General features: G+C 73.0%; 16 protein-coding genes. 10 read left to right on the top strand and 6 right to left on the bottom strand.

What is annotated here, in order from left to right:
- Window positions 1-40 precede the first annotated feature (40 nt).
- Window positions 41-784, top strand: coding sequence for a Clp protease N-terminal domain-containing protein (locus ACYVOO_RS19890; RefSeq protein WP_461016987.1), 744 nt, complete (start codon window positions 41-43; stop codon window positions 782-784).
- A gap of 98 nt (window positions 785-882) precedes the next feature.
- On the top strand, window positions 883-1536 hold the full coding sequence (locus ACYVOO_RS19885) for a CatB-related O-acetyltransferase (protein ID WP_461016986.1): 654 nt from the start codon (window positions 883-885) through the stop codon (window positions 1534-1536).
- Window positions 1537-1700: 164 nt separating this feature from the next.
- On the opposite strand, the gene ACYVOO_RS19880 is transcribed toward ACYVOO_RS19885, so the two are convergent.
- Entirely contained in the window at window positions 1701-3593 is a 1893-nt protein-coding gene (locus ACYVOO_RS19880) for a PIG-L family deacetylase (RefSeq protein WP_461016985.1), read from the bottom strand.
- A 195-nt stretch (window positions 3594-3788) separates the two neighbouring features.
- Between ACYVOO_RS19880 and ACYVOO_RS19875 the strand changes: the two genes are divergently transcribed.
- Together ACYVOO_RS19875 and ACYVOO_RS19870 are read left to right on the top strand one after the other, a co-directional pair.
- Window positions 3789-4748, top strand: coding sequence for a Rieske (2Fe-2S) protein (locus ACYVOO_RS19875; RefSeq protein ID WP_461016984.1), 960 nt, complete (start codon window positions 3789-3791; stop codon window positions 4746-4748).
- A gap of 182 nt (window positions 4749-4930) precedes the next feature.
- Window positions 4931-6247, top strand: a complete 1317-nt coding sequence (locus ACYVOO_RS19870) for an FUSC family protein (protein WP_461016983.1) — start codon at window positions 4931-4933, stop codon at window positions 6245-6247.
- Window positions 6248-6269: 22 nt separating this feature from the next.
- Here the strand turns inward: ACYVOO_RS19870 and ACYVOO_RS19865 are convergent, their stop codons facing one another.
- The gene (locus ACYVOO_RS19865; RefSeq protein ID WP_461016982.1) at window positions 6270-6869 is read right to left on the bottom strand and encodes a short chain dehydrogenase; all 600 of its coding nucleotides are present in this window, start codon (window positions 6867-6869) and stop codon (window positions 6270-6272) included.
- A 69-nt stretch (window positions 6870-6938) separates the two neighbouring features.
- Here ACYVOO_RS19865 and ACYVOO_RS19860 point away from each other — a divergent pair, with 69 nt between their 5' ends.
- Window positions 6939-7961, top strand: a complete 1023-nt coding sequence (locus tag ACYVOO_RS19860) for a LysR family transcriptional regulator (RefSeq protein WP_461016981.1) — start codon at window positions 6939-6941, stop codon at window positions 7959-7961.
- 24 nt (window positions 7962-7985) lie between these two features.
- On the opposite strand, the gene hemC is transcribed toward ACYVOO_RS19860, so the two are convergent.
- Window positions 7986-8912: a hydroxymethylbilane synthase gene (gene hemC / locus ACYVOO_RS19855; RefSeq protein WP_461016980.1), complete on the bottom strand. Its 927-nt coding sequence runs from the start codon at window positions 8910-8912 to the stop codon at window positions 7986-7988.
- A 200-nt stretch (window positions 8913-9112) separates the two neighbouring features.
- On the opposite strand from hemC, the gene ACYVOO_RS19850 reads away from it, so the two are divergent.
- Window positions 9113-9247: a hypothetical protein gene (locus tag ACYVOO_RS19850; protein ID WP_453347541.1), complete on the top strand. Its 135-nt coding sequence runs from the start codon at window positions 9113-9115 to the stop codon at window positions 9245-9247.
- A gap of 38 nt (window positions 9248-9285) precedes the next feature.
- Here ACYVOO_RS19850 and ACYVOO_RS19845 read toward each other — a convergent pair whose 3' ends face one another.
- From ACYVOO_RS19845 to dgoD, 3 genes are all read right to left on the bottom strand, one after another.
- The gene (locus ACYVOO_RS19845) at window positions 9286-10023 is read right to left on the bottom strand and encodes a FadR/GntR family transcriptional regulator (RefSeq protein WP_461016979.1); all 738 of its coding nucleotides are present in this window, start codon (window positions 10021-10023) and stop codon (window positions 9286-9288) included.
- 40 nt (window positions 10024-10063) lie between these two features.
- Window positions 10064-10705 carry a bifunctional 4-hydroxy-2-oxoglutarate aldolase/2-dehydro-3-deoxy-phosphogluconate aldolase gene (locus tag ACYVOO_RS19840; RefSeq protein WP_461016978.1) on the bottom strand — a complete coding sequence of 214 codons (642 nt, stop codon included), beginning with the start codon at window positions 10703-10705 and terminating at the stop codon, window positions 10064-10066.
- 77 nt (window positions 10706-10782) lie between these two features.
- Window positions 10783-11928, bottom strand: a complete 1146-nt coding sequence (dgoD, locus tag ACYVOO_RS19835) for a galactonate dehydratase (protein ID WP_461016977.1) — start codon at window positions 11926-11928, stop codon at window positions 10783-10785.
- A 319-nt stretch (window positions 11929-12247) separates the two neighbouring features.
- Between dgoD and ACYVOO_RS19830 the strand changes: the two genes are divergently transcribed.
- The 4 genes from ACYVOO_RS19830 (at window position 12248) to ACYVOO_RS19815 (ending at window position 15110) form a co-directional block, all read left to right on the top strand.
- Window positions 12248-12766: a hypothetical protein gene (locus ACYVOO_RS19830; RefSeq protein WP_461016976.1), complete on the top strand. Its 519-nt coding sequence runs from the start codon at window positions 12248-12250 to the stop codon at window positions 12764-12766.
- Window positions 12767-12883: 117 nt separating this feature from the next.
- Entirely contained in the window at window positions 12884-13381 is a 498-nt protein-coding gene (locus tag ACYVOO_RS19825) for a winged helix-turn-helix transcriptional regulator (RefSeq protein ID WP_461016975.1), read from the top strand.
- A gap of 134 nt (window positions 13382-13515) precedes the next feature.
- On the top strand, window positions 13516-14055 hold the full coding sequence (locus ACYVOO_RS19820) for an SRPBCC family protein (RefSeq protein WP_461016974.1): 540 nt from the start codon (window positions 13516-13518) through the stop codon (window positions 14053-14055).
- Window positions 14055-15110: an LLM class F420-dependent oxidoreductase gene (locus ACYVOO_RS19815; RefSeq protein ID WP_461016973.1), complete on the top strand. Its 1056-nt coding sequence runs from the start codon at window positions 14055-14057 to the stop codon at window positions 15108-15110. Before ACYVOO_RS19820 ends, ACYVOO_RS19815 begins: the two co-directional genes overlap by 1 nt.
- The last annotated feature ends 58 nt before the right edge of the window (window positions 15111-15168 follow it).

Genomic DNA, 15168 nt, shown 5'->3' with positions numbered 1-15168 from the left:
ATGGTTGACGGTATTCCTGGCGTCAACCTATGGTTGACGCATGACGCAGCCCATAAGCTCGAACCACCCCGTACGCCTCGACGATCTGATCGAGGCCATCAAGAAGGTCCACTCCAGCGCCCTCGACCAGCTCTCCGACGCGGTCATCGCCGCCGACCACCTGGGCGAGGTCGCCGACCATCTCATCGGCCACTTCGTGGACCAGGCCCGGCGCTCGGGCGCCTCCTGGACGGAGATCGGCGCGAGCATGGGCGTCACCAAACAGGCGGCCCAGAAGCGCTTCGTCACCAAGGGCTCCGACCAGCCGCTGGACCTCGACCCGAGCCAGGGCTTCAGCCGCTTCACCCCGCGCGCGAAGAACGTGCTGATGGCGGCGCAGAACGAGGCCCGCACGGCGGGCAACGACGAGATCGGCCTCGCCCACCTCGTCCTCGGGCTCCTCGCCGAGCCGGAGGCCATCGCGGCGGCGACACTCGTCACCCTGGACGTGCCGCTGGACACCGTCCGGGAGGCCGCGACCGCCGCGCTGCCCCCGGCCGCCGCCTCGGTCCCCGAGCTGATCCCGTACGACGCGAAGTCGCGCAAGGCACTGGAGCTGACCTTCAGGGAAGCGCTGCGCATGGGGCACAACTACATCGGGACCGAGCACATCCTGCTCGCCCTCCTCGAACTCGAGGACGGCCAGGGCGTGCTGACGGGTATCGGCGTGGACAAGGGGAAGGCCGAGGCCGTCATCACCCGCGCGGTGGCCGCGGTCGCGGCCCGCCAACAACAACAGCAGTGACAGCGGCGAGGTGAGCGTCGGGAGGGGGCGCGGGCGCGGGATGTCCGGCGCCCGGTGGGACGATCAGCCCTCTGCCCCCGACCCGAGAGCGACCACCAGTGACCGCCACACCTCCGATTCCCGCCGACCCGACGGTACTTCACCCCTTCCCCGACCAGCCGCGCGTCGTCCTGCTCAAGCCGCTGGTGACGTCCGGACTCATCGAGGCCGGGGAGTTCTCGTACTACGACGACCCGGACGACGCGACCGCGTTCGAGACCCGCAACGTCCTCTACCACTACGGCCCGGAAAAACTGGTCATCGGCAAATTCTGCGCGCTGGGCACCGGGACGCGGTTCCTCATGAACGGCGCCAACCACCGCATGGACGGCCCCTCCACCTTCCCGTTCCCCATCATGGGCGGCTCCTGGGCCGAGCACTTCGACCTCATCACGGGGCTGCCGGGGCGGGGCGACACCGTCGTCGGCAACGACGTCTGGTTCGGCTACGACACCATGGTGATGCCCGGCGTCCGCATCGGGCACGGCGCCGTCATCGCCTCCGGCTCCGTGGTCGTGGACGACGTGCCCGACTACGGCATCGTCGGCGGCAACCCGGCCAAGCTCCTCCGCAAGCGCTACAGCGACGCGGACATCGCCCGCCTCCTGGACATCGCCTGGTGGGACTGGCCCGTCGAGCACCTCACCGAGCACCTGCGGGTCGTCATGTCCGGCACGGTGGACGAACTGGAGGCGGTCGCGCCGGGCGGGTGACGGGGGGGGCGGCCGGGTTCCCGGTGTCACCCTGCTCGGCGACGTCGAGACCGCGCTCGGGGGCCAGTTCGCCTAGCGCCGCGCCCAAGCGGGCTGACCGGCCACCCCTCGCGGGCGGCCGGTCGGCACCGTCAGGGCATCCAGCGCTCAGCCCCGGTCCGCGTTCACCTCCGCTCCCCCGGATCGCGGGGCCCGGCAGCCAGCGGGACGCCGGTGCGGCGGGACTGGGCGACCGAGGCGGGCGAGTCCTTGCTCTGTGCCGCCTCCAGCGGGATCACCGGCGGTGTCTGCGGGCGCTCGGGCGGCGCGGTGAACCCGTCGAGCCGGGCGCCGCCCCAGACGTAGGGGTCGGCCTGGGCACTCCCGTAGGGGGACCAGGCGAGCCGGGTCTGGCCGGTCTTGTCCTGGGTGTCGGAGTCGTACAGGAGGAAGTTGGCGGTCAGGTTCCGTGGGTCGACGGCCGCAGGGAGGTCGCTCAGCGGGATCTCCGCCTCGACGGTGTAGCCCGCGTACGCCGCACCGTCCTGCGCCCCCTTCCCCTCCTTCTCCTTGAGGGTGGAGGCGATGTCCATGCCCGGCGCCGTGGTCGAGGCGGGGCCCTGGTGGTTGTCGGCGTCGCGGCCCGCGCAGGGGCCGCCCTCCTTCGTGTAGGGGAGGATCCCGGCCTTGAAGGTGGTCGAGGTGTCGTCCGAGGTGCCGCGCGGGTCGAGGTCGATCTCGACGGAGTCGGTGCGCCAGTGCCGTTTGCAGTCGGACTGCTCCAGCGCCGTGCCGCGCTTGTCGTCGGTGACGTCGAAGAGCACGTAGAGGCTGTCACCGTGCCAGGCGGTACGGGCCGTCGCCGCGCAGTCGGCCGTTCCGTCGCACTCCTCGTTCTGCCAGTGCCGCAGCGGCAGTTCGGGGCCCGGGTACTCGTCCGGGCCCGCCTTGCCGTCGACGGTGGGCTTCCGCTCGGCGCGGGGCACGCTCGTCGAGGGGTTGTCGGGGTAGTCCGGCTGCGCCTCGTTGGCCAGCCAGGGCATGCCCGCGCGGGTGGCCCAGTCGCGGAACTCCGCGTAGAGGGGCTTCAGTTCGCCCTGGGGCCGCACCTCGGCCTTCACGGGTTCGCCGCGTTCGGCCAGTACGGAGAACCACTCGCAGCCCAGCTCGTCCCGGGGTGTGGTGACCTTCGGCGGGAGCATGGTGTCGAAGCCCTGGGTGCGGAAGACGCGGGCGGCGTCGCGCTCGACCTGCGCCCATGTCGTGCCCGTCTCACGGGAGATGGCACCCGTCCACGCGCCCGTGACGGGAAGGCCCGTGTGCGGGTCCTCGCCACGGTGCGCGGCGCACTTCTTGCCGACGGGCCCCTCGTAGGCGCCGTTCTGCGCGAGCAGCCGCGACGGCTGCCAGGGACGGTACTTCTCGCGGCTGATCTGTTCGGGGAAGGCGGTGCGCTTGCCCGCCAGTCGGAACGCCTCCGCCGCCAGCCGCGCCCCTTCCTGGTGGGCGCCGTGCTGGTCGAAGGGGCGCGGGTCCATGGTCACCACGGTCTTCGGTGTCGTCGCCCTGATGAGGCGGACGAGGCGCTCCAGGGTGTCCTGGCGGTTCTCGCCGACGGCCCAGAGCTTGTCGGCCAGGGGTGCCGAGAGCGTGTACCAGAAGTCGGGCTTGTCGAGGTAGAAGACGTTGCGCACCCCCGCGTGCGCGACGGCCTCGCGTTCCTCCGTCTCGCGGATCAGTCCAAGCTGGGGGCCTTCCTCGGGGCCCACCGCGTTCCCGCCGCCCTCGCCACGGGTGATCGTGACGACGCCGGTGCTCAGGCCGTGCCGCTCCTTGAGCTGGCCGAGGGTGGCCAGCGACATGGATTCGTCGTCCGGGTGGGCGCCGATGAACAGCACGTCCGTGTGTGCCGGGTCCTTCTTCTCCCGCCCGGCCTCCTCTTCCCCGGCCTGCTCCTGCCCGGTGAGGGGGTGCCGTGGTGCGGCCTCGGCCGGGGGCGGCGCTGCGGCGACCGCACCGCCGAGGAGTCCCGCCAGCGCCAGCAGGGCCGGTCCGGCCCGCCGTACAGCGTTCTTCATGTCTTGAGCTCTCTCTCCCGTGGGGTCGTGCACGAGCGGGGATCTCAGATCCGCGATGGAACGACTCGTATGGTGCCCCGCCGTCCGGCCGGTGAGAAGTGCTCATGCCCGTCCGGCCGGGCGGACGGTGTGTTCGCCGCGGGCACCCCCGCACCGCACCGTTTGAGCGGCAGGCCCACGGCTACTCGCCCTGCCATGCGGTTCACCTTCTCGCAGCACCGAAGCCCGGCACCCTCTGCCTCCGCGTCGGACGGCGCCGTACGGGTCCCGCCGTCACGGGTCACGCTGCCGGGGGCGCTCGACGCGCTGGAGCGGGCCGAGGCGCTCGACCGCGCGATCGGCCCCGTCCAGCGCGTGGTGCGCGGACTGCCGCTGGGACGACGGCTCCGCGACGTCCTCCACGGCCGCGCACTGGGACATCCGCTCCATCCCGCGCTGGTCCAGCTTCCGATGGGGGCCTGGCTGTCGGCCGCCGTGCTCGACGCGGTACCGGGAGCGGAGAAGAGCGCCCGCCTCCTGGTGGGCGCGGGCGTGGCGGCGGCTCTTCCGGCGGCGCTGGCAGGGTGGGTGGACTGGTCGGAGCAGCACGAGCAGCAGATGCGCACCGGCCTGGTGCACGCGGCGTCGAACGCCCTGGCCGTCGGCCTGTACGCGGGCTCATGGGTGGCCAGGGGCCGCGGGCGGACGGGACTGGGCCGCGCGCTGGGTGCGGCCGGGCTCTGCGCAGCAGGCGGCGGCGGTCTCCTGGGCGGCCACCTCGCCTACCGGCAGGGAGCGGGCGCCAACAAGACGGAACCCGTGCCGCATCTGCTGGAGCCCGGCTGGCACACCCTGTGCCCCGTGACGGAGCTGACCGTGGGTCAGCCCGTACGCAAGGAACTGGGCGAGGTGCCCCTTCTGGTCGTGCGGGAGCCCGACGGCGAGGTACGTGTGCTCGCCGACCGGTGCAGTCACCTCTCCGGTCCGCTCTCCGGAGGCGAGATCTCCGATGGCTGTGTGACGTGCCCCTGGCACGGCAGCGTCTTCCGCCTGTCGGACGGCTGGAACGTACGGGGCCCGGCCACCGCTCCCCAGCCCGCCTTCGAGACACGGGTGAGTGGCGGGAACGGTGACGGAGGCGGGACCGTGGAGATCCGGCTTCCCGGCGCAGGCTGACGGGCCTCCCCTCTCCCCCGCGCCCACGCCCGCTCTCCCTCCCACCGGAACAGAAGTGTGTCCCGCGCCACGGGTCACGGCTGTTCCCCGTGAGGCTTTGCGGGGACTCGCCTTCTGCCCCGGCGCCGACGACACGGCCCGCCGGGGGAACGCGACCGTGGACGAGGGGAGTTGAGGGAACGTTGAGGGCTGCGCGAGAGGCCGGGGGCGCGGGGAAGGGCAAGGGGACCGCGAAGGCCGGACCCCAGCAGGAGCGGCAAGGGCAGCACGAGCGACAGGAACAGCAGCAGGGGCAGGGGCAGCAGGAGCCCATGGTGCGTCAGGGCCGGTCCGTCGCCGAGCGGTGGCAGGCGGCCCTGCGCGCGCCGGGCCGCCTGTGGCGGGGCCTGAAGCGAGCCAAGGAGCACTCGGGGCCCGAGCGGGACACGCTGTTCCTGCTGTTCAAGAGTGCTGTCGCCGGGGTGCTCGCCTGGGCACTGGCCCAGTACGCGTTCGCCTCCCCGCAGCCCACCTACGCGCCCTTCACCGCGCTGCTGGTCGTCCAGTCCACCGCGTACCGCTCTCTGTTGCAGTCGGTGCGCTACGTCATCGCCGTCGTCCTCGGCGTGCTGGCGGCCGGGGCCGTCGGCCCGACGCTGGGCGAGAACGCCGCCGCGTTCGCGGTGATGCTCGGCCTCACCCTGGCCGTGGGACGGTGGAACCGGCTGGGCAGCCAGGGCATCCAGGTCTCGGTCGCGGGAGTCTTCGCGTACAACGCGCTCTCGGGCACGCACGAGCAGATGCTGTGGCAGATCATCCTCATGGCACTGCTGGGCGCGGGCGTCGGCATCGCCGTCACCCTGCTCCTGCTGCCGCCCCTGCGCTACCGCGCCGCCACGCAGGGCGTCCACGAGATATCCCACACGGTGGCCACCCTCCTGAACGACATCGCCAGGGGGCTCGGCGAGGGCCTGCCGGAGCGGGATGTGGTGGCCGACTGGCTGCACCGTGCCCGTCGGCTCGACGCCTCCGTCGACAGCGCCAGGTACGCGGTGGAGTCCGGTGCCGAGTCCGTCGTCTACAACCCCCGTCGGCTGCTCCCCCGCAACACCCTCCCCACGAGTTTCGCCGGGTACCGCACGTTCGTCGAGGCCCTCGCGCGCGCCAGCGAGCAGATCCGCAGCATCTGCTACGGGCTGCTGCGGATCATCGACGACGAGTCCGGGCCCACCCCCGGCGACGACTTCCTGTGCCCGTACGCGGACCTCCTCGGCACCCTGTCCCGGGCCGTCGGCCAGATCGGGGCGCACGAGGACGGCCAGCACCGGCGCAACCCCTTCGACCAGGCGCTGGAGGACGGGCGCGCCCGGCACCGCGAGCTCACCGCCGCGGCGGAGGGCACCGCGGCCTGGGCGAGCCACGGCGTGCTGCTGACCGACGCCGACCGGCTCATCGAGGAGTTCGCCCACGCCCACTCCCAGGGCGCCGTCCAGCCGCACCCGGAACACCACAAGGACTGAAGCGGAACCGTCCCCGTAAGGGTCAGGACAGCCCGTAGATCTGGCCGGTCTGGCCGCCTTCGACGGAGCGGACGTATGCCTGCGCGACCTGCGCGAGGTCGACAGGAGGCACGCCGGGGAAGAAGTCGCCGTAGTCGGCGAGGCTCTCGGTGAAGACCGTGGGGCTGACGGCGTTGATGCGCAGCGGGGCGATCTCGATGGCGGCGGCCCGTACGAAGGACTCCACGGCGCCGTTCGCCATCGAGGCGGCGCTTCCCGTGGGGATGGGGTCGCGGGCCAGCACGCCGGTGATCAGCGTGAAGGAGCCCCGCTCGGCGATCCGGGACAGGCCCTGGCGCACCAGCTCGATCTGGCTGAGCACCTTGCCGTGGAACGCGGACTCGTAGTCCTGGGGCGTCATCTCGCTTACGGGCTTGTAGGGCACGTCGCCCGCCGCGCTGGCCACCGCGTCCACGGGGCCGACGCGTTCGTAGAGCGCGGCGGTGGCGGCGGGGTCGGCGATGTCGCAGCGCAGGTCGCCGCTGGTGCGGCCGACGGTGAGGACTTCGTGGCCGCGTCCCGCCAGTGTCTTGTGGACGGCGGCGCCGAGCTTTCCGGCCGCCCCGATGAGGAGAATCTTCATGCCCGCGACGCTAGAACCGTCCGGACGCGGAGGGAAATGCCGTCCGCGCCACAGTTATGCTTGCTGGTTATGAATGTGGAGCTGCGGCATCTGCGCGCGCTGGCCGCGATCGGCGACGAGGGCACGGTCACCGGGGCCGCGGCGACGCTGCGCGTCAGCCAGCCCGCGCTCTCCCGCACCCTCGACCAGATGGAGCGCAGGCTCGGCACGCGCCTCGTCGAACGCACCACGCGGCACCTCGCGCTCACCGAGGCGGGGCAGCGGCTGTGGGAGCACGCCCACCGCATCCTGCGCCAGCTCGACGACGCCCTCGCCGAGGCCGCGTCCGGCGGTCCTGGACCGCTGCGTGTCGGGTTCGCCTGGTCGGTGCTCGGCCGCCACACGGTGCCGCTGCTGAGCGCGTGGCGCGAGGCGCACCCGGACACTCCCGTGCGGGTGCGGCGCTGCGACGATCCGGAGGGCGCGCTGCGCCGGGGCGAGGTCGATGTCGCGTTCCTGCGCACGGGTTCCGCGCCGTACGGGCCCGACCCGACGGCGCGCGCGGAGCTGGCGGCTCTCGACCTCTACACCGAGCCCCGTGTGGCGGCCGTCCCCGACAGCGGCCCGCTCGCGGGACGGAGCACCGTGCGGCTGGACGACCTCACAGGACGTCCCGTCGTGCTCTGCGCCACCGCGGCGACGACCGGTGCCGAGCTGTGGCCGGGCGCGGGCCACGGGCGGGCACCGCGCACGTTCGAGGTGCCCGGTGTCGACGAGTGGCTCACCACCATCGCGACCGGCGAGGCCGTCGGGGTCACCTCGGAGGGCACGGCGGAGAGCCATCCGCATCCCCGTATCCGCTATCTCCCGCTCGTGGACGCGCCTCCCGTGACCGTCCGCCTGGTGTGGCCGCGCGAACCCGTCCACCCGGCGACGCACACGTTCCGCGACTTCACGGCACGCCTGCCCCTCTCCCCCGCCCCCTCGTCCGACGTCGACGGCCCACGCGACCGGGACCACCACGCGGTACCGCCCCAGCCCCAGCCCCAGCCGACGAGGGGACGCCAGCGCGGACGCCCCACGACACACTCGGCCCGCCACTCGAACCACTGAGGGGACGCGCCACCGACCGCGAGGTCAGTGCGCGATGCTGTCGATCAGGTCGCGGGCGCCCTGGCGCAGGAGGGCGACGGCGACGGAGGTGCCGAGCGTGGACGGGTCGAGCCGGCCCGCCCACTCGTGCGCGTTGAGGACCGTCTTGCCGTCCGGCGTGAACACGCTGGCGCGCAGGGAGAGTTCACCGCCGCGTGTGGTGGCGTATCCGGCGATGGGGCTGTTGCAGTGCCCCTGGAGCACGTGCAGCAGCATGCGCTCCGCCTGTGTCTCGCGGTCCGTACCGGGGTGGCCGAGGCCGCTGACGATCTCGCTCGTCGCGGTGTCGTCCTCGCGGCACTGGAGCGCCAGGACACCGGCCCCTACCGGCGGCAGCATCGTCTCCACGGACAGGATCTCCGTGATGACGTCCGTGCGGCCGATGCGCTCCAGCCCCGAGACGGCCAGCAGGAGGGCATCCGCGTCCCCTGCGGCGAGTTTCTCCAGGCGCCTGTTCGCGTTCCCCCGCATGGGCACGCACTCCACGTGCGGGTAGGAGGCGGCCAGTTGCGCGACGCGGCGCACCGACGAGGTTCCGATGCGGGTGCCGGGCGGCAGCTCGGCGAGGGTGCGGCCCTCGCGGTCGATGAGCGCGTCGCGGACGTCGTCGCGTTCGAGGAAGGCCGCGAACGTCGTGCCCGCCGGCAGCGGACGGTCGGCGGGGATGTCCTTCACGCAGTGCACGGCGAGGTCGGCGGCACCGGCGAGCAGCGCGGCGTCGACCTCCTTCGTGAAGGCACCCTTGCCCTCGACCTGCGAAAGGTCCCCCATCCAACGGTCGCCGGTCGTCTTGACCGGCACGACCTCGGTACGCAGCTCCGGACGCAGCACGGCCAACTCGGCGCGGACGCGCTCCACCTGGGCGAGGGCCATCGGGGAGTCGCGCGAGACGATGCGGAGCGGATCAGACATAGAGGCACGATAGCCCCTCCAGCGCCCGCCGCGTCGAGGACGAAGAGCCCTTCGACGAGCGCGCGGGGCCCCTCAACCGCCCTGCGGAGAAGCCAAGTTCACCCGTTCGGCCGCTCTCGTCGGGTAATCTGCCTCTCGCATCCCGACTCACTTGGTCAGACCCGCTGGGGGAGGTCAGTCCAAGGAGGGAGGTGCGAGGCTTGAACGAACAAGAGCGTTCGAAGCCGGAGAAGACCGCCACGCCGCGAGGCGGGTTCGGCCGCCAGGTGGCGGCGGGACTCGTGAGCAGGGCCGTCTGGTGGTTCCTGCTCGTGCTGTTCAGCGGCGACGAGTAGCGCGACGAGCGGGGCCTCGGCGGAAGCCCCGGCCCCGCTCACCCCTCGGGGCGCGCGACACCCCGTCCCCCCGCGAGGTCCCTTACCGCGAGACCGGCGTCCGCGTCGGCCTTGGTGAGGAGGTCGGCCATGGCGGCGGAGGCGCGGTCCGCGTCGCGGGCCCGGACGGCTTCGAGGACGGCGCGGTGGCTGGGGACCGGGTCGTCGGCCACGCCGTGCGGCGCGTGCACGATGCTGTCCCGCGCGTGCAGCACCGGCTCCATGAGCTGGTCGAGCCGGGCCAGCATCTCGTTCCCCGAGGCGGTGAGCAGCGCCCGGTGGAACGCGACGTCCGCTGCCGCCGCCTCGGCGGCGTCGTCACCGGCCTGGCCCATGGCCGTCAGCGCCCGCTCCAGCGCCGACAGGTCCTCGTCGGTGCGGCGTTCGGCGGCGTGCCGCACCGCGGCGGGTTCGACGATCATCCGCAGCTCGCCGAGGTCGCGCAGCAGGCTTTCGCCCTTGCCCGCGGCCACGCGCCAGCGGATGACGTCCGCGTCGAGCATGTTCCACTCGCCGCGTGCCCGTACGAACGTCCCGCGCTTCTGCCGCGCCGCGACCAGCCCCTTGCCCGCCAGCACCTTGAGGGACTCACGGATCACCGTGAGGCTGAGGTCCCACTCCCGCGCCAGCGCCCGCGGATCGAGCGTGTCGCCCTCGGCCACCTCGCCGGAGACCAGGCGGTAGCCGAGGTGTTCGACCACCTGACCGTGCACGCCCCGGCCCGCGTACGACGTCATCCGCGCCGCTCCCCCTCTCCCTCCGCTCTCGCCGCACTCGTCACGGCTGGGCGTCCTCCGCGCACACGGCGATGAACTCCCGTGCGCGTGCCCGCAGCGCGCCGAGATCGCCGCCGTGCGCGGCGTCGCCGACGAGGGGTGAGCCGACGCCGACGGCGGTCGCGCCCGCGGCGAGGTAGTCGCGGGCCACGGCGGCGTCCACGCCTCCGACGGGCACGAACGGCACCTCCGGCAGCGGGTCGCGGAGCGCCTTGAGGTAGGAGGGGCCGCCCGCCGAGGCGGGGAAGAGCTTCACGGCGTCGGCTCCGGCCCGTACGGCGGCGACGGCCTCGGTGGGGGTGAACGCGCCCGCCAGCACCGGGAGTCCTGCGTCGGCAGCGACCCCGACCGACTCGGCGACGGCGGGGGTGACCATCCAGCGCGCCCCCGCCTCGGCGGCGGCGTGCACATCGTCGGCGGTGAGCACCGTGCCCGCGCCCAGCGCGGTGCCGGGGGCCAGTTCGCGTGCGGCGCGGGCGATGACGCCGAGTGCCTCGTCGGTGTTCAGCGACACCTCGATGAGGAACACGCCTTCCTCCGCCAGCGCGAGGACGGTACGCAGCGCCGCCTCCGCGTCGCTGCCGCGCACGATGGCGACGAGGCGTTCGCGGCGGAGCCGGGCGAGGAGGTCGGGGCTGTCCATGGCGATGTCTCCAGGTGGTGCGGGGTGTCGGGGTGCGGTCGCTGGCCGGGGGGGCGCGAGGAACGGGCAGTGGCGGGTCACCACTCGGCGAACGAGCCGTCGTGGTGCCGCCAGACGGGGTTGCGCCATGTGTCGTAGCCGTCCGCGGCGCGCACCGCGCGCTCGTCCACCTCGACGCCGAGGCCCGGCGCGGTGGGCCGGGCGAGGTACCCGTCGTGGAAGCGGAACGGCTCCTTGTCCGCGACATAGTCGAGCACCTCGGCGCCGGTGTTGTAGTGGATGCCGATGCTCTGTTCCTGGATGAGGAAGTTCGGGGTGCAGAAGCCGATCTGGAGGCTGGCCGCCAGGGAGACAGGCCCGAGGGGGCAGTGCGGCGCCACGGGCACGTCGAAGGTCTCCGCGAGCGCGGCGATGCGGCGGACCTCGGAGATGCCCCCGGCGTGGGACAGGTCCGGCTGGAGGACGGCGACCCCGGCCTGGAGCGCGGGCAGGACGTCGCTGCGGGAGTAGAGCCGCTCGCCCGTGGCGATCGGCACCGGGGAGGCGGCGACGAGACCGGAGAGCAGGTGCGGGTACTCCGGCAGCAGCGGCTCCTCGGCGAACAGCGGGTTGTACGGGGCGAGGTGGGGCAGCACCTTGCGCGCGTTCGCGGCGGTGAAGCGCCCGTGGAAGTCGACGGCGAAGTCTCCGTCGGGACCGAGCACCTCGCGCGCTGTCTCGGCGCGGGCGACGATGCCCTCGATGTCCCGTACGGTGGCGAGCCGGTTCATCCGGCCGCTCGCGTTCATCTTCACCGCGGTGAAGCCCGCCTCCACCTGCCGCTGCACGTGATCGCGGAGCTCGGAGGGCTCGTCGCCGCCGACCCAGCTATAGGCGCGGACCTTCTCGCGCACCGGGCCGCCCAGGAGTTGGTGCACGGGGGCGCCGTAGTGCTTGCCCGCGATGTCCCACAGCGCTTGGTCGAGCCCGGCGACGGCGGAGGAGAGGACGGGGCCGCCGCGGTAGAAGGAGCCCTTGGTCATCTGCTGCCACAGGTCCTCGACGCGCAGCGGGTCCGCGCCTATCAGGAACTGCCCGGCCAGCTCCTCCACGGCGGTGCGCACCGTCGCGGCACGCCCCTCGACGACCGGCTCGCCCCAGCCGACGTGCCCCTCGTCGGTCTCGATCCGGCACAGCAGCCAGCGCGGCGGCACGGCGAAGGTCTCGACACGGGTGATCTTCATGGGGGCTCCTGACGGAGGGGTGCGAGAGGCGTGCGGGAGGATCCAGTACCGCTATTAAATATGAATTAATCGTCGAGGCCAAGGGCCACCGAGGTGCCGGCCCGACGAGGCCGCCCCCTCCGGACCCGCCCTGATCAGCGGTGTTTCCCCCGGCCCGCGGTGCGAGGCAGGCACTTCCGCGGTGCGGAACGTTGCCGGGAACGGGAAATGCGGCGGCGGCCACCTCGCGGGGAGGATCGCGGAGAAGGCCCACGGGCGAGGCCGACCCGCCGGGTCCGCGCCCTGCGCATGGCTCACCGAGCAGGCGGCGAAAGGCACGATGGCAAGCAAAGACAACAGAGTCCGTCCCGGTGCGAAGGACCGCGGCCCCTCGCTGCGGCGGGTCAGCTCGGCGGACTACGAATCCACTCCCCCGCGCATGATCGACCCCGCGCCGCTGACCCGGCTGCTGGCGGCCTGGTCTGGCACGGGAACCGAGGAGGCCGCCGCGCAGGCGACGCGGGAGCTGGCCGAGGACGACCGCGACGGCCCGATCCACCTCGTCCGCGTGCTGGCAGCGCTCGACGTGGCCGCGCGCAGGACGGGCGGCAGCCTGGCCCACCTCACCGACACCCCCGCCGTCACGGCCACCTGCGGCGGAACGCTCCACCATCTCGTCGAGGTCCTCCACTCCGGCGGCCTCCAGGCGGCCACCACGGCGGCCCGCGACCTGGACGCCCAGGCCCGCTTCCTCGCCCTGACCGCGCTGCGCCCCCACTGGCAGGCCCCGCTGCACGCCCTCACGGCGCCGCTCCACGACGCGCAGGTGATGCCCCGCAAGAGGCCGTGGGGGTTCTGACGGAGGGCCGGGCTCCGCGGACCCCGACGGCCTGAACAGCACCTCCCCGCCCGGTGCTCCTCTCCGTACGCCCCCGCACTCCTGCCCATACGCCCCGGCACTCCTATCCTTACGGCCATGAAACGCACCTCCTTCGCGCAGTGGCCCTGCTCGATCGCACGCACGATGGACCTGCTGGGCGACTGGTGGACGCCGCTGGTGCTGCGCGAGGCGTTCTACGGAGTGCGCAGGTTCGACGAGTTCCAGCAGTCCCTGGGCATCGCGCGCACCACCCTCGCGGGGCGGCTGCGGCGCCTGGTGGACGAGGGGCTGCTGGAGAAGCGGCTCTACCAGGAGGAACCGGCGCGCTACGACTACGTCCTCACCGAGATGGGCCGGGACTTCTTCGGCGTCCTCGCGGCGATGTCACGGTGGGGCGACCGCTGGCTGGGCGACGGGGAGGGGCCGCCCGTCGTCCTCCACCACGACCGGTGCGGCCAGGAGAGCCACGCCGAGGTGACCTGCGCGGCGTGCGGGGAGGCCATGACGGCGGAGAACACCCGCCCCCGGCTGGGCCCCGGCTTCCCGTCGAAGCTCGCACAACGCCCCGACATCCAGGAGCGGTTCACCCGCTGAGCCACCCCCGCCCGGTCGCCCGGCCGTCGCGAGGGAGAACTCTTGACGGGTGAGTCCAACTACGAAACTCTCATGCTCAGCCCCCGTTTCCGAGGGTCTTCCACAGTTCCGTAGGCATGAGGAGGCGTCCGACGATGGAGTGGACCGGCGCGCGCTACGCGGACGGGCCGACCGCACAGGCCCGCACTTGGATCGGCGCGCCACCGGAGGCGGTGTGGGAGCTGGTGTCCGACATCGCCCTGATGCCGCGCACCAGCACCGAGCTGCGGTCGGTCGAGTGGCTGGACGGCGCGAAGGGCCCCGCGCCGGGCGCGCGCTTCCTGGGGCGGAACGAGCACGAGGCGTTCGGCACCTGGGAGACCACCTCCCAGATCGTGGAGTGCCGCGCGCCCGAGGTCTTCGCCTGGTCCGTCCACGACCCGGCGTCCCCGTCGGCCACCTGGCGCTTCACCCTCGAACCCCGCGACGGCGGCACCCTGCTGACCCAGTGGGTACGGATGGGCCCGGGGAAGTCCGGCCTCTCCGACGCCATCGAGCGGATGCCGGAGAAGGAGCAGAAGATCGTCTACGTACGCCTCAAGGAGCTGGAGGCGAACATGACTGCCACCTTGGCCGCCGTCAAACAGCGGGCCGAGGGCGTACGGGTAGAGGACGTTCGGGCGGAGGGCGCCTGATGCGTACCGCGACCACCGTCGAGGCGTCGGGCGGCAGTTGGCGGGAGACGGTCGCCTTCGTCACGGAGGCCGAGAAGCTGGGCCTGGACATCTGCTGGGTGGCCGAGGCGTGGGGCTCGGACGCGCCGTCGCCCCTGGGCTATCTGGCCGCACGGACGGAACGTCTGCTGCTCGGCTCGGGCGTCATGCAGCTCGGCACCCGCACCCCGGCGGCCGTCGCGCAGACCGCGATCACGCTGTCGCAGCTCTCGGAGGGCCGCTTCCTGCTCGGTCTCGGCCCCTCGGGGCCGCAGGTGATCGAGGGGCTGCACGGTGTGCCGTTCGCCAGGCCGCTGAGCCGGACGCGGGAGACCGTGCGGATCGTGCGGCAGGCGCTCGCGGGCGAGAAGATCACCTGGGAAGGGCGGGAGTTCCACGTCCCGCTGCCCGGCGGTGAGGCCCGGCCCATGCGGCTGTCGGCCAGGGTCGAGCACGACATCCCCCTCTATCTGGCCGCGCTCTCCCCGAAGATGCTGGAGCTGACCGGGGAGGTCGCCGACGGCTGGCTGGGCACCAGCTTCGTCCCCGAGGGCTCCAAGGCGGCCTACTTCGACCACCTGGACGCCGGGTGCGCCAGGGCCGGGCGCAGCCGCGCCGACCTCGACATCTGCCAGGGCGCCGAAGTTGCCTTCGCCGAGGACGAGGAGGCGCTGCGCGCGATGGTCGCGGGGCGCAAGAAGGAGCTCGCCTTCAGCCTGGGCGGAATGGGGTCGGCATCCACGAACTTCTACCACGACGCGTACAGCCGTCAGGGCTGGTCCCAGGCCGCGGCCGAGGTCAGGGAGCGCTGGCAGGCGGGCGACCGCGAGGGAGCCGCCGCGCTCGTCACCGACGAGATGGTGCTGGGCACCACGCTCATCGGCACCGAGGACATGGTCCGCGCGCGGCTGCGCGTGTGGCGTGACGCGGGCGTGGACACGGTCCGCCTCTACCCCGCGGGCGACACCCTGGACGCCCGCCTCACCACCCTGGGCCTGGCCCTGGACCTGATCCGCGGCCTCGACCTGCCCGGCTAGGGCGCGCCCCACGTTGGCGACAGGCCCCCTGACCTGCTGATACACTCCTTCTCGTGCC

Source organism: Streptomyces daliensis (assembly GCF_054782395.1).
This window is presented reverse-complemented; position numbering and strand designations above follow the sequence as displayed.

Bases quoted from the DNA above. Each gene is read 5' to 3' on its own strand.
- ACYVOO_RS19840 (WP_461016978.1), bottom strand. From the start codon at position 10,705: ATGGACAGCCCCGACCTCCTCGCCCGGCTCCGCCGCGAACGCCTCGTC.
- ACYVOO_RS19880 (WP_461016985.1), bottom strand. From the start codon at position 3,593: ATGAAGAACGCTGTACGGCGGGCCGGACCGGCCCTGCTGGCGCTGGCG.
- ACYVOO_RS19865 (WP_461016982.1), bottom strand. From the start codon at position 6,869: ATGAAGATTCTCCTCATCGGGGCGGCCGGAAAGCTCGGCGCCGCCGTC.
- ACYVOO_RS19890 (WP_461016987.1), top strand. From the start codon at position 41: ATGACGCAGCCCATAAGCTCGAACCACCCCGTACGCCTCGACGATCTG.
- ACYVOO_RS19845 (WP_461016979.1), bottom strand. From the start codon at position 10,023: ATGACGTCGTACGCGGGCCGGGGCGTGCACGGTCAGGTGGTCGAACAC.
- hemC (WP_461016980.1), bottom strand. From the start codon at position 8,912: ATGTCTGATCCGCTCCGCATCGTCTCGCGCGACTCCCCGATGGCCCTC.
- ACYVOO_RS19830 (WP_461016976.1), top strand. From the start codon at position 12,248: ATGGCAAGCAAAGACAACAGAGTCCGTCCCGGTGCGAAGGACCGCGGC.
- ACYVOO_RS19825 (WP_461016975.1), top strand. From the start codon at position 12,884: ATGAAACGCACCTCCTTCGCGCAGTGGCCCTGCTCGATCGCACGCACG.
- ACYVOO_RS19875 (WP_461016984.1), top strand. From the start codon at position 3,789: ATGCGGTTCACCTTCTCGCAGCACCGAAGCCCGGCACCCTCTGCCTCC.
- ACYVOO_RS19820 (WP_461016974.1), top strand. From the start codon at position 13,516: ATGGAGTGGACCGGCGCGCGCTACGCGGACGGGCCGACCGCACAGGCC.
- dgoD (WP_461016977.1), bottom strand. From the start codon at position 11,928: ATGAAGATCACCCGTGTCGAGACCTTCGCCGTGCCGCCGCGCTGGCTG.
- ACYVOO_RS19815 (WP_461016973.1), top strand. From the start codon at position 14,055: ATGCGTACCGCGACCACCGTCGAGGCGTCGGGCGGCAGTTGGCGGGAG.
- ACYVOO_RS19860 (WP_461016981.1), top strand. From the start codon at position 6,939: ATGAATGTGGAGCTGCGGCATCTGCGCGCGCTGGCCGCGATCGGCGAC.